This window comes from Streptomyces dangxiongensis, assembly GCF_003675325.1.
Lineage (GTDB): Bacteria > Actinomycetota > Actinomycetes > Streptomycetales > Streptomycetaceae > Streptomyces > Streptomyces dangxiongensis.
Window position 1 is genome coordinate 6164471 of record NZ_CP033073.1, and the last position, 12309, is coordinate 6176779.

12 protein-coding genes and 1 rRNA gene are annotated in these 12309 nt (G+C 73.7%); 11 read left to right on the plus strand and 2 right to left on the minus strand.

Annotated elements, in window-relative coordinates; genetic code table 11:
- The 3 genes from rrf to D9753_RS27835 all read left to right on the plus strand — a co-directional run bounded on the left by rrf (position 1) and on the right by D9753_RS27835 (position 2410).
- A 5S ribosomal RNA gene (gene rrf, locus D9753_RS27820) occupies positions 1-117 on the plus strand.
- A 179-nt stretch (positions 118-296) separates the two neighbouring features.
- Positions 297-1646, plus strand: coding sequence for a hypothetical protein (locus D9753_RS27830; RefSeq protein ID WP_240468497.1), 1350 nt, complete (start codon positions 297-299; stop codon positions 1644-1646).
- A complete protein-coding gene (locus D9753_RS27835; protein ID WP_205614426.1) occupies positions 1538-2410 on the plus strand; it encodes a tetratricopeptide repeat protein in 873 nt (290 codons plus the stop codon). The genes D9753_RS27830 and D9753_RS27835 overlap by 109 nt, the downstream gene beginning before the upstream one ends.
- An 82-nt stretch (positions 2411-2492) precedes the next feature.
- Here the strand turns inward: D9753_RS27835 and D9753_RS27840 are convergent, their stop codons facing one another.
- A complete protein-coding gene (locus tag D9753_RS27840) occupies positions 2493-3776 on the minus strand; it encodes a DUF1015 domain-containing protein (RefSeq protein WP_121789503.1) in 1284 nt (427 codons plus the stop codon).
- Between the two features lie 74 nt (positions 3777-3850).
- Between D9753_RS27840 and D9753_RS27845 the strand changes: the two genes are divergently transcribed.
- The 4 genes from D9753_RS27845 (at position 3851) to D9753_RS27860 (ending at position 7974) form a co-directional block, all read left to right on the plus strand.
- The gene (locus D9753_RS27845) at positions 3851-4879 is read left to right on the plus strand and encodes an HAD hydrolase-like protein (RefSeq protein ID WP_121789504.1); all 1029 of its coding nucleotides are present in this window, start codon (positions 3851-3853) and stop codon (positions 4877-4879) included.
- 163 nt (positions 4880-5042) lie between these two features.
- Entirely contained in the window at positions 5043-6086 is a 1044-nt protein-coding gene (locus D9753_RS27850; protein ID WP_121789505.1) for a FecCD family ABC transporter permease, read from the plus strand.
- A gap of 29 nt (positions 6087-6115) precedes the next feature.
- Positions 6116-7129 (plus strand): FecCD family ABC transporter permease, encoded by a 1014-nt coding sequence (locus D9753_RS27855; RefSeq protein WP_121789506.1) that lies wholly within the window; start codon positions 6116-6118, stop codon positions 7127-7129.
- Positions 7126-7974 (plus strand): ABC transporter ATP-binding protein, encoded by an 849-nt coding sequence (locus D9753_RS27860; protein ID WP_205614281.1) that lies wholly within the window; start codon positions 7126-7128, stop codon positions 7972-7974. The genes D9753_RS27855 and D9753_RS27860 overlap by 4 nt, the downstream gene beginning before the upstream one ends.
- Here D9753_RS27860 and D9753_RS27865 read toward each other — a convergent pair.
- Complete coding sequence (locus D9753_RS27865; protein ID WP_121789508.1) at positions 7958-8305, minus strand: sterol-binding protein; 348 nt, start codon at positions 8303-8305, stop codon at positions 7958-7960. The two genes, D9753_RS27860 and D9753_RS27865, sit on opposite strands and share 17 nt — an antisense overlap.
- A 42-nt stretch (positions 8306-8347) precedes the next feature.
- Between D9753_RS27865 and D9753_RS27870 the strand changes: the two genes are divergently transcribed.
- The 4 genes from D9753_RS27870 (at position 8348) to recN (ending at position 12283) form a co-directional block, all read left to right on the plus strand.
- On the plus strand, positions 8348-8626 hold the full coding sequence (locus tag D9753_RS27870) for a hypothetical protein (protein WP_121789509.1): 279 nt from the start codon (positions 8348-8350) through the stop codon (positions 8624-8626).
- Between the two features lie 56 nt (positions 8627-8682).
- The gene (locus D9753_RS27875; RefSeq protein ID WP_121789510.1) at positions 8683-9498 is read left to right on the plus strand and encodes a TlyA family RNA methyltransferase; all 816 of its coding nucleotides are present in this window, start codon (positions 8683-8685) and stop codon (positions 9496-9498) included.
- On the plus strand, positions 9495-10400 hold the full coding sequence (locus D9753_RS27880; RefSeq protein ID WP_121789511.1) for an NAD kinase: 906 nt from the start codon (positions 9495-9497) through the stop codon (positions 10398-10400). The genes D9753_RS27875 and D9753_RS27880 overlap by 4 nt, the downstream gene beginning before the upstream one ends.
- 140 nt (positions 10401-10540) lie before the next feature.
- Entirely contained in the window at positions 10541-12283 is a 1743-nt protein-coding gene (gene recN, locus D9753_RS27885; RefSeq protein WP_205614282.1) for a DNA repair protein RecN, read from the plus strand.
- Positions 12284-12309: the final 26 nt, after the last annotated feature.

The following is a 12309-nucleotide window of genomic DNA, read 5'->3' on the forward strand; positions in this document are numbered from 1 at the left end:
TTCGGTGGTCATAGCGTGAGGGAAACGCCCGGTTACATATCGAACCCGGAAGCTAAGCCTCACAGCGCCGATGGTACTGCAGGGGGGACCCTGTGGGAGAGTAGGACGCCGCCGAACAATCTTTGGAGGACCCCTGGTCCCAGCGTTCAGCTGGGACCAGGGGTCCTTTCGTTTTTACAATGCTTGTGTACCGATGACAGGAGTCACCATGTCCACCAACTCTCCCGACGACCGACCGGAGCGCGACCAGCGGCGACGGGACAGTGGTGACCGGGGCGACCGCGGCGGGTTCCGCGGTGACCGCGGTGACCGCGGTGGCTTCCGCCGGGACAACGACCGTCGTGACAGCGGCCCTCGTGACAACGACCGTGGCGGCTTCGGCCGGCGCGATGACAACCGCGGTGGTTTCCGCAAGGACGACCGCCGTGACGACCGCCGCGATGACCGCGGTGGCGACCGCGACCGTGGCGACCGCGGTGGCTTCCGTCGCGACGACCGCCGTGACGACCGGCGTGACGACCGCCGTGGCGGTGGCTACGGCGACCGCGGTGACCGTGGCGGTTACGCCGGCCGACGCGACGACCGCCGTGAGGGTGACCGCACTTCGCGTCCGGCGTTCCAGAGGGACGACCGCCGTGAGGGCGAGCGGTCTTCGCGTCCGGCGTTTAAGCGGGACGACCGTGACCGTGGGCCGCGTCGGGACGACCGTGGGGACCGCGGCTTCCGCCGCGACGACCGCGGTGGCGAGCGTCCGCCGTTCCGCCGCGACGACGACCGTGGCGGGGACCGGGGCGGCGACCGTCCCTCCTACCGCCGCGACGACAACCGCGCCGGCTTCCGCCGCGACGACCGCGGTGGCGACCGCGGTGGCTTCCGTCGCGACGACCGCCGTGACGACCGCCGTGGCGGTGGCTACGGCGACCGCGGTGACCGTGGCGGTTACGCCGGCCGACGCGACGACCGCCGTGAGGGTGACCGCACTTCGCGTCCGGCGTTCCAGAGGGACGACCGCCGTGAGGGCGAGCGGTCTTCGCGTCCGGCGTTTAAGCGGGACGACCGTGACCGTGGGCCGCGTCGGGACGACCGTGGGGACCGCGGCTTCCGCCGCGACGACCGCGGTGGCGAGCGTCCGCCGTTCCGCCGCGACGACGACCGTGGCGGGGACCGGGGCGGCGACCGTCCCTCCTACCGCCGCGACGACAACCGCGCCGGCTTCCGCCGCGACGACCGCGGTGGCGACCGCGGTGGCTTCCGCCGTGACGACAGCCGTGTCGAGCGGCGCGACGACCGCCGTGGTGAGGACCGTGGCGGCTTCCGGGGTCGTGACGACCGCGGTGAGCGCGGCGATTTCCGTCGCGACGACCGCCGTGACGACCGCGGTGGCCATGGGCCCCGCCGTGACGACCGTGGTGGCCGACCCGGTGGCTTCCGGGGTCGTGACGGGCGCGATGACCGCCGTGACGACCGCCGGGACGACCACCGTGGCGGTGGCCGGTTCCGTGACGAGCGGGACCGGGACCGGGAGCCGATCAAGCGGCTGCCGATCCCCGAGGACGTCACCGGTGACGAGATCGACAAGGACGTCCGGCAGGAGCTTCAGAGTCTGCCCAAGACGCTCGCGGAGGATGTCGCCAAGAACCTGGTGATGGTCGCCCGGCTGCTCGACGAGGACCCCGAGGGCGCGTACGGCTACTCCAAGGTGGCCCTGCGTCTGGCGTCCCGCGTGGCCGCCGTACGGGAGGCCGCCGGGTTCGCCGCGTACGCCACCCAGAAGTACGCCGAGGCTCTCGGGGAGTTCCGGGCCGCCCGGCGGATGACGGGCACCGTGGAGCTGTGGCCGGTGATGGCCGACTGCGAGCGTGGGCTCGGTCGGCCCGAGAAGGCGCTGGACATGGCCGGTGCCCCGGAGGTGCACAAGCTGGACAAGGCCGGGCAGGTCGAGATGCGGCTCGTCGCCGCCGGTGCCCGGCGTGACATGGGGCAGTTGGACGCGGCCATCGTGACGCTTCAGAGCCCCGAGCTGGCCTCCCAGTCGGTGCAGCCGTGGACCGCTCGCCTGCGCTACGCGTACGCCGACGCGCTGCTGGCCGCCGGCCGGGAGCGCGAGGCGCGTGAGTGGTTCGCGAAGGCGGTCGAGGCCGACCGGGACAGCAGCACGGACGCGTCGGACCGGCTGGCCGAGCTGGACGGCGTGGAGTTCGTCGACGCCCTGGCCGAGGAGGAGACCTCCGGGGTCGAGGACGCCGAGGAGGCCGCCGAGGTCGACGAGGCCGACGAGGCTGAGGAGCCCGGCAAGCCCGTCGAGTCCACGGAGGCCGTCGAGTCCACGGAGGCCATCGAGTCCACGGAGGCCGTCGAGTCCGACGAGTCCGGGCATGTCGCCTCCCCGGAGGCCGGCGACAAGGACTGACGCAGGCCGGTGACGAAGAGGGCAGGCTCCCTGGGGAGCCTGCCCTCTTTTTTGTGCCGTCTCGGTCGCCGCTTCCGTCCGGTCAGATGTCCAGCGCGCGCAGCACCAGTCCCGAGGCCGGTTTCGGGCCGAACGACGTCGACTTGCGGGGCATCGTGACGCCCTGCCGGGCCAGGTCGCGGACGACCTCCTCGCGGACCGGGTGCATCAGGACGGCCGTACCGCCGTCGCGTTCCGCCTTGGCGACCGTCGCGGACGTGTCGTGTATGTAGGCGATGTGGGCCGCAGAGTCCTCCGGGATCCGCCAGACGTGCTCCAGCAGCGTGGTGTGCAGGACCGTGGCGTCCAGGGAACGCCAGGCGGCCGGGCGGTCCGCCGGGATCGTCCGGGCCAGCAGGTCGGGGTCCGGACGGTCGAGGAGGTGGAAGGAGCCGTCGCCGGCCAGCAGGAAGGCGTTGCCCTCGCAGGAGGCGTCGGCGAGCGCCTCCAGGGCCTGGGGCAGCGGCACGTCGAGACGCTGGATCCGGAACATGCCCGTCACGGCCGTCAGGGCGTCGGCGACCGGCAGGCCGTGCAGCAGCCGGTGGATGGCGCGGACCCGCAGTGGATAGCGGGCCGTGTCCACCAGGAGGACCAGGCCATGGTCCCAGGGGCTCGGGGAGGGGTGTTCGGCGCGCAGCCGCAGGTAGGTGGCCCAGCGGTGGTGGCCGTCGGCGATCAGGGCCTGCCGGCCGGCCAGGTCGGACCGGATGCGGGTGACGTCGTCGGGGTCGGTGACGGACCACAGCCGGTGGTGGAAGCCGTCCTCGGTGGTCGTGGCCAGCAGCGGCGGGCGGGCGGCCGTGCGTTCGACGACCTCGGCGGCGGTGCCGTCGCCCCGGTACGTCAGCAGCAGCGGTTCGAGGTTCGCGCGCGTGGCGCGCATCAGGGCCGCGCGGTCGGCGACCACGGGCGGCATGACGTCCTCGTGCGGCAGCACCACGCCCTCCGCGGGATCCGTGACGCGCAGGGTGCCGATGACCCCGCGCTGGAGCATGCCGTCGGTGTCCTGCTGCTCGTACACGTAGAGGCAGGGCTCCGGGTCCGCGGTGAGGATGCCCTCGTCCAGCCAGCGGCGGAGGGTGTCGGCCGCCTGCTCGGTGCGGGCGCTGGGGGTGCCGGCCTGGGGCAGGATCAGCCGGACGATGTTGTAGGGGTCGGCGGACTGGAGGTGGTGCAGGCCGTCGGGGCGCACGACGACATCGTAGGGAGGGGACGTGACGGAGGCGAGGCTGCCGACCCGGTCGGGGTCGTAACGGAGGCCTCGGAACGGGGTGAGTTCCAGGCCTCGGCGCGCCGTTGCCTCCGAGTGACCTGCTGTCTTCATCCCGGCATCGTACGTGGGGCCGGCGGCGTGCGGGATGATCGGGGGAAAGGCGAGCGAACGAGGAGCGATGCGACATGAGCCAGGCGGTCAGGACGAGTCCCGAGGGCAGTGGGCGGCCCCTGAGCGAGGCGTACGACACGGCGCTGCTCGATCTGGACGGGGTGGTGTACGCGGGCGGGAGCGCGATCGCGCACGCGGTCGACTCGCTGGAGGCGGCCCGTCAGGGCGGTATGCGTCTCGCCTACGTCACCAACAACGCGCTGCGGACCCCGGACGCCGTGGCCGGGCACCTCACGGAGCTGGGGATACCGACGGGTGCCGGTGATGTCATCACCTCCGCGCAGGCCGTCGCCCGGTTGATCGCCGAACAGGTGCCGGCCGGGGCGCGGGTGCTGGTGATCGGCGGGGAGGGGCTGCGGGTGGCGCTGCGTGAGCGCGGCCTGGTGCCGGTGGAGTCGGCGGACGACGACCCGGCGGCGGTGGTACAGGGCTACGGCGGGCCCGATCTGCCGTGGGGGCGGTTCGCGGAGGCGTCGTACGCGGTCAGGCGCGGGGTGCCGTGGTTCGCGTCCAACACCGATCTGACGATCCCGAGCGGGCGGGGCATCGCACCGGGCAACGGGGCGGCCGTGGAGGTCGTGCGCATCGCGACCGGTGCCGAGCCGCAGGTGGCGGGCAAGCCGTTGCCCCCGATGCACCGGGAGACGATCATCCGGACCGGTGCCGAGCGCCCGCTGGTGGTCGGGGACCGGCTGGACACGGACATCGAGGGCGCGTTCCACGGTGAGGTCGACTCGCTGCTGGTGCTGACCGGCGTCACCGACGCGGCACAACTGCTCGCCGCGCCGCCGCGGCACCGGCCGACGTACGTGGACGCCGATCTGCGCGGGCTGCTCACCGGGCAGCCGGAGGTCGCCGCGGACGGCGACGGCTTCCGCTGCGGTGGCTGGACGGCGACGGCCGGGTCCGGCGGGCTGGCGCTGGAGGGTGACGGGGAGGCGCTGGACGGGCTGCGGGCGCTGTGCGCGGCGGCATGGACGTCGGCCGGGGACGGCGCGTGCGAGCTGGACGGAGGCAAGGCGCTGGCCCGCCTGGAGCTCTGAGGCGGCCGAGATGCTGAGGCAACTGGCTGGGGTCCGGACGCCGTCGACCTTTTGAGACAGGCGGGTTGAGGCTCTGACGCGGCTCGGGCTCTGGGGCGGTCCCCGGTGGGATCAGTGGGCTTCGGGGATCGAGATCGCGGGCAGGGTAGGCTACCCTAACCTGGTGTTGGTCGACAGTCCTCCGGAACAGCGCGCGGAAGCCGCGGCCGCGCCCCCAACCCGCCGAGCCACCAGGGCTCTTGGGCTCCTGCTCTCGATCGTCCTCCTGGTGCTCGTCGCCCTGGCGAGCATCGCGATCGGGGCGAAGGCGCTGTCGCCGGACCAGGTCTGGCACGGCCTGTTCCACGCCTCGGGGACGTACGGCGACGTCGTCGTGGACGACCGGCTCGCGCGCACGGTCCTCGGGCTCCTGGTCGGTGCCGCGCTCGGGCTGTCGGGCGCGGTGCTCCAGGCGCTGACCCGCAATCCGCTGGCCGACCCCGGCCTGCTCGGCATCAACGCGGGCGCCTCCGCCGCCGTCGTCACGGCCATCACCTACTGCGGCGTCACCAGCCTGACCGGCTATGTGTGGTTCGCGTTCTTCGGCGCGGCGGCGGTCGGCGCGCTGGTGTGGTTCCTCGGCGGCAGCCGGGGCGCCACCCCGGTGCGGCTCGCCCTCGCCGGTACGGCGATCAGCGCGGCCCTCTACGGCTATCTCCAGGCCGTGATGATCACGGACGGCGCGGCGCTGGGCAAGATGCGCTTCTGGACGGTGGGTTCACTGGCCTCGGCCACCGACTCGACCATCCTCCAGGTGCTGCCGTTCCTCGCGGTCGGCACCGTCCTCGCGCTCGTTCTGGCCCGGCCGCTGAACGCCGTGGAGATGGGCGACGACACCGCCCGGGCCCTTGGCGCGAACCTCAACCGCACCCGCGCGCTGGCCATGCTGTCCGCCGTGGTGCTGTGCGGTGCGGCGACCGCCGCCTGCGGCCCGATCGTCTTCGTCGGCCTGATGGTCCCGCACGTGGTGCGCTCCTTCACCGGCCCCGACCTGCGCTGGATCCTGCCGTACGCCACGGTGTCGTCGCCCGTGCTGCTGCTCGGCGCCGATGTCCTCGGGCGGGTCGTGGCCCGGCCCTCCGAGGTGCAGGTCGGCATCGTGACCGCGGTCATCGGCGGCCCGGTCTTCATCTTTCTCGTACGACGCCGGAGGACGGCCCAACTGTGAAGACCCACTCCAGGAGCCGTGCCGTCCGCATGCCCGGCGGGCTGTCCCTGCGGCTGGACCTCCGTGCTCTGACCGTCGTCGTGCTGGTGCTGGCCGGCGCGCTCGCCGCCGGGATCGCGCTGATCGGCACCGGCGAGGCGAGGATACCGGCGGCCGACGTGCTCAGGACGCTCGCCGGGAACGGCACCGCCTACCAGGACTTCATCGTCAACGAACTGCGGCTGCCACGGGTCCTCGTCGGCCTGCTGGTCGGTGCGTCGCTGGGGCTCGGCGGCGCCCTGTTCCAGTCCGTCTCCCGCAACCCCCTCGGCAGTCCGGACGTGCTCGGCCTGTCGCAGGGATCGACGGCCGGCGCGCTCGTGGTGATCGTGCTGATGTCCGGCAGCGCCGCGCAGGTCACCGTCGGCGCGCTGATCGGCGGACTGGTGACCGGTCTCGCCATCTATCTGCTCGCCTGGAAGCAGGGTGTGCACGGGTATCGGCTGGTTCTGGTCGGTATCGGTGTCAACGCGATCGTCACCGCGGTCAACGGCTACCTGCTCACCAAGGCCGACCTGGTCGATGCGGCCCGCGCGGTGGTGTGGATGACCGGCTCCCTCAACGGCCGCGACTGGGACCAGGTCCGGCCGCTCCTGACGCTGTGCGCCGTGCTGGTCCCGCTGGTCCTCGTCAACGCGCGCGGCCTGCGGATGACGGAGATGGGCGACGACGTCGCGAACGCACTCGGTGTGCGCGTGCAGCGCGTCCGGCTCCTGCTGATGGTATGCGCCGTACTGCTCACCGCCACCGCCACCGCCGCCGCGGGCCCCGTCAGTTTCGTCGCGCTGACCGCGCCGCAGCTCGCCCGGCGCCTGACCCGTTCGCCGGGGCCGAACCTGGTGCCCTCCCTCTGTATGGGGGCCGCCCTGCTGGTCGCCGCCGACTGGGTCTCCCAGCGCGTGTTCGGCGCCGACCAGCTACCCGTCGGCGTCGTCACCGGTGTCCTCGGCGGCGGCTATCTGCTGTGGCTGCTGGTCGCCGAGCGCCGGGCGGGCCGGATATGAGCGGCGCGTCCCCGAACACCCCAAGGAGCACTGTGAACCGCCTGTCCGCCGAGAACGTCACCCTCGCCTACGACCAGCGCGTCATCGCGGACCAACTGTCGGTGGAGATCCCCGACCACTCGTTCACGGTGATCGTCGGCCCGAACGCGTGCGGCAAGTCGACGCTGCTGCGGGCGCTGTCCCGGATGCTCGAACCGAGCCGGGGCCGGGTGCTGCTGGACGGGCAGGCCATCCGGTCGATGCCCGCGAAGAAGGTGGCGCGTACCCTCGGTCTGCTGCCGCAGTCGTCGGTCGCGCCCGACGGGATCACCGTCGCCGACCTCGTCGGCCGGGGCCGCTACCCGCACCAGGGCCTGCTGCGTCAGTGGTCGGCGCAGGACGAGCGGGTCGTCCAGGAGTCGATGCGGCAGACCGGCGTGGACGGGCTGGCCGACCGGTACGTGGACGAACTGTCCGGCGGACAGCGCCAGCGCGTGTGGATCGCCATGGCGCTGGCCCAGGAGACCCCGCTGCTGCTGCTGGACGAGCCGACCACCTACCTGGACATCCAGCACCAGATCGACGTCCTCGACCTGTGCGCCGAGCTGCACGAGACCCAGGGCCGCACCCTGGTCGCCGTCCTGCACGACCTGAACCACGCCGCCCGCTACGCCACCCATCTGATCGCCCTGCGCGGCGGCGAGGTGGTCGCCGAGGGCGCCCCCGGCGACATCGTCACGGCGGAGCTGGTGGAGGAGGTCTTCGGACTGCGCTGTCAGGTCATCGACGACCCCGAGACCGGCACCCCGCTGGTGGTGCCGGCCGCCCGGAAGGCGCGGGCGCAGCGGGTCACAGCAGCTTCCTGAGCCGGAACAGGTCCAGCAGGCTCGCCTCCAGCCGTACCCGGCCCGAGCCCCAGGCGGTCGCGAAGTTCAGCCGGCCGCTCACCAGGGCGACCAGGTCGTCGCCCGCCATGGCGAGCCGGATCTGTGCCCGCTCGCCCGGTGCCCCCGGACGGGTCGCGTCGATCTCGAGCCGGCCGTCGGTCAGCCGGCCGGCGAAGGTGACGTCGAGGTCGGTGATGTGGCAGCTCACCGAGCGGTCCAGGGCGGCGGCGGCGCGGACGTCGCCCCCGGCCCCCTGCATGTTGTCCGAAAGCTTCCCCAGCGCGGCGCGGCACTCCTCGATCGTGGCCATCGCCACCGACGGTACCCCAGCGGTTCGGGGTAGCGTCTGGGCATGAGCGAGTCCGTGTCCGAGGCCGGGACCCGTGCCGCGGCGGAGCCCGCGTACGAGCCCGCCGCCCCGGCCCCCCTGAACATCCCGCGCACCCCCACCGGCGACGCCGGGGTCGACGCCCTGCTGGAGCGGCTGGCCGACGCCGGCCACCTCGCCACCGACGGACACACCGAGGTGTACGAGGATGTGCACCGGGGGCTGCGCGACGCGCTCACCGCGCTCGACGCCCGCCCGGGACCCCCGGTTCCGGACCGTCACCCGACCGCCGCCCCCCGGTGAGACCCTCCGGGTCGCACCCCTCGACCGTCGTACCGACAGCAGGAGCTGAACCGAACGTGGCAGGAGTCGCACGCCGCCGTCTCGACGCGGAGCTGGTCCGCCGGAAGCTCGCCCGCTCGCGCGAGCACGCCGGCCAGCTGATCGCCGCCGGCCGGGTCACCGTCGGCAGGACCGTGGCGACCAAGCCGGCCACCCAGGTGGAGGCCGCGGCGGCGATCGTGGTCCAGGCCGACGACAACGACCCCGACTACGTGTCCCGGGGCGGCCACAAACTCGCCGGCGCGCTCGCCGCCTTCGTGCCGCAGGGCCTCGCCGTCGAGGGCCGGCGCGCGCTGGACGCCGGCGCGTCCACCGGCGGCTTCACCGACGTCCTGCTGCGCGCGGGCGCCGCCCACGTCGTCGCGGTGGACGTCGGCTACGGGCAGCTCGCCTGGAGTCTGCGCAACGATGAACGCGTCACCGTCAGGGACCGTACGAACGTACGCGAGTTGACGCTCGAGGCGATCGATGGGGTGCCGGTGGATCTAGTCGTGGGCGATCTGTCCTTCATCCCGCTCGGGCTGGTGCTGCCGGCCCTGAAGCGGTGCGTGACGCCGGACGCCGACCTGGTGATGATGGTCAAGCCGCAGTTCGAGGTGGGGAAGGAGCGGCTCGGCAGCGGAGGTGTCGTACGGAGTCCGCAGTTGCGGGCGGAGGCCGTGCGGGGAGTGGCCCGCAGGGCCTGGGAGCTGGGACTCGGGGTGCGTGGCGTCACCGCGAGCCCGCTGCCCGGGCCCTCGGGGAACGTGGAGTACTTTCTCTGGCTGCGGGCGGGAGCACCCCAGGTGGACCCGGCCGACGTCGACCGTGCAGTGGCGGAGGGGCCCCGGTGACACAGAACCTGGCGCGTACTGTCTTCCTGCTCGCCCACACCGGGCGGCCCGCGGCGATCCGCAGCGCGGAACTCGTCGTCAAGGGCCTGCTCCGGCACGGCATCGGGGTGCGGGTGCTGGAGGAGGAGGCCCGCGACCTGCCGCTCCCCGACGAGGTGGGGCTCGTCAAGGAGGCCACCCCGCAGTGCCTCGACGGGTGCGAGCTGCTGATCGTGCTCGGCGGTGACGGGACGCTGCTGCGCGGCGCCGAGTTCGCGCGGGCTTCCGGGGTGCCGATGCTCGGCGTCAACCTCGGGCGCGTCGGGTTCCTCGCGGAGGCCGAGCGGGACGACCTGGACCGGGTGGTGGACCGGGTGGTGGCACGGTCGTACGAGGTCGAGGAGCGGATGACCGTCGACGTCGTCGTGCACCGCAACGGGGACATCGTGCACACCGACTGGGCGCTGAACGAGGCGGCCGTGCAGAAGGCCGGCGCCGAGAAGCTGCTGGAAGTCGTGCTGGAGATCGACGGGCGGCCGGTGACGGGGTTCGGGTGCGACGGGGTCGTGCTGTCCACACCGACCGGGTCCACCGCGTACGCGTTCTCCGCCGGGGGACCGGTGGTGTGGCCCGAGGTGGAGGCGCTGCTGATGGTGCCGATCAGCGCGCACGCGCTGTTCGCCAAGCCGCTGGTCACCTCGCCGGACTCGGTCCTGGCGGTGGAGGTCCTGCCGCATGTCCCGCCCGGGGTCCTGTGGTGCGACGGACGGCGGACCGTCGAGCTGCCGCCGGGGGCGCGGGTGGAGGTGCGGCGCGGGGCCGTGCCGGTGCGGCTGGCCCGGCTGCACCACTCGTCGTTCACGGACCGGATCGTGGCGAAGTTCGCGCTGCCTACGACCGGATGGCGGGGAGCGCCGCACTAGCGGGTGACGGGGTTCGTCGCGGTTCGTCGGCGGGCGCGGGTGCTTCGCGGCCTGTCGCGCGGTTCCCCGCGCCCCTTCGGCCCGGCCACTCGCCGGGGTGACACGGGCGGGCCATGTGCGCTCCCCGCCCCGGACCTCGTATGGTCTGTTCCGTGTTGGAGGAGATGCGGATACGGTCACTCGGGGTCATCGACGACGCTGTCGTCGAGCTGTCACCGGGGTTCACCGCCGTCACCGGTGAGACGGGTGCGGGCAAGACCATGGTGGTCACCAGCCTGGGGCTGCTGCTCGGCGGCCGGGCGGACCCGGCGCTCGTGCGGATCGGCGCCGAGAAGGCCGTCGTCGAGGGGCGGATCGCCGTACCCGCCGACGCCACCGCCGTCGTCCGGGCCGAGGAGGCCGGCGCCGAGCTGGACGACGGGGCGCTGCTGATCAGCCGTACCGTCTCCGCCGAGGGACGCTCCCGGGCGCATCTGGGCGGGCGCAGCGTGCCCGTCGGGCTGCTCGCCGAGCTGGCCGACGACCTGGTGGCCGTGCACGGGCAGACCGACCAGCAGGGGCTGCTGAAGCTGTCCCGGCAGCGGCAGGCGCTGGACCGGTACGCGGGCGACGCCGTCGCCGTGCCGCTCGCCGCCTACACGGAGGCGTACCGGCGGCTGCGGGCCGTCTCCGCCGAGCTGGAGGAGATCACCACGCGCACGCGGGAGCGGGCGCAGGAAGCCGACCTGCTGCGGTACGGGCTGGAGGAGATCGCCGCCGTGGAGCCGCGGCCCGGTGAGGACGCGGAGCTGGCCGAGGAGGCGGAGCGGCTCGGGCACGCCGAGGCGCTGGCGTCCGCCGCGACGGTCGCGCACGCCGCTCTCGCGGGCAACCCGGAGGACCCGGAGGGGATCGACGCCTCGACCCTCGTCGCGGGCGCCCACCGGGCGCTGGAGGCCGTACGCTCCCACGACCCGGCGCTGGCCGCGCTCGCCGACCGGGCCGGAGAGATCGGGATCCTGCTCGGCGACGTGGCGGGCGAACTGGCCGGATACGCCGACGACCTGGACGCCGATCCGCTGCGGCTGGCCGCCGTGGAGGAGCGCCGGGCCGCGCTCACCGCACTGACCCGCAAGTACGGCGAGGACGTGGACGCCGTCCTCGCCTGGGCCGAGCGGAGCGCCGCGCGCCTCACCGAACTGGACGGCGACGACGAGCGGACCGGGGAGCTGGCCGCCGAGCGGGACGCCCTGCGGGCCGAGCTGGGCGGGCTGGCGCAGGCGCTGACCGACGCGCGCGCCGAGGCCGCCGAGCGGTTCGCCGCCGCGGTGACCGCCGAGCTGGCCTCGCTGGCGATGCCCCACGCGCGCGTGTCCTTCGACATCCGGCACACCGAGGACCCCGAGGGTGTCGAGGTCGGCGGCCGTACGGTCGCCTACGGGCCGTCGGGCGTGGACGAGGTCGAGCTGCTGCTCGCCCCGCACCCCGGAGCCCCGCCCCGGCCCATCGCCAAGGGCGCGTCCGGCGGTGAGCTGTCCCGGGTGATGCTGGCCGTGGAGGTCGTGTTCGCGGGTACCGACCCGGTGCCGACGTACCTCTTCGACGAGGTCGACGCCGGCGTCGGCGGCAAGGCCGCGGTCGAGATCGGCCGGCGCCTGGCGAAGCTCGCCCGGACCGCGCAGGTCGTCGTGGTCACCCACCTGCCGCAGGTCGCCGCGTTCGCCGACCGGCAGCTACTGGTGGAGAAGACCGACGACGGGTCGGTCACCCGGTCCGGCGTCAAGGTCCTGGAGGGTGAGGACCGCATCCGCGAGCTGTCCCGCATGCTGGCGGGCCAGGAGGACTCCCAGACGGCCCGGGCGCACGCGGAGGAACTCCTGGCGACGGCCAGGGCCGACCTCTGAGACGGCCCCCTGCCGGTGACCAGGGT

What these genes read in the sequence shown, in the direction of transcription:
- D9753_RS27840 (WP_121789503.1), bottom strand. Translation starts at nt 3,776, where the DNA reads ATGAAGACAGCAGGTCACTCGGAGGCAACGGCGCGCCGAGGCCTGGAA.
- D9753_RS27845 (WP_121789504.1), top strand. Translation starts at nt 3,851, where the DNA reads ATGAGCCAGGCGGTCAGGACGAGTCCCGAGGGCAGTGGGCGGCCCCTG.
- D9753_RS27855 (WP_121789506.1), top strand. Translation starts at nt 6,116, where the DNA reads ATGCCCGGCGGGCTGTCCCTGCGGCTGGACCTCCGTGCTCTGACCGTC.
- D9753_RS27860 (WP_205614281.1), top strand. Translation starts at nt 7,126, where the DNA reads ATGAGCGGCGCGTCCCCGAACACCCCAAGGAGCACTGTGAACCGCCTG.
- D9753_RS27865 (WP_121789508.1), bottom strand. Translation starts at nt 8,305, where the DNA reads ATGGCCACGATCGAGGAGTGCCGCGCCGCGCTGGGGAAGCTTTCGGAC.
- D9753_RS27870 (WP_121789509.1), top strand. Translation starts at nt 8,348, where the DNA reads ATGAGCGAGTCCGTGTCCGAGGCCGGGACCCGTGCCGCGGCGGAGCCC.
- recN (WP_205614282.1), top strand. Translation starts at nt 10,541, where the DNA reads ATGGTCTGTTCCGTGTTGGAGGAGATGCGGATACGGTCACTCGGGGTC.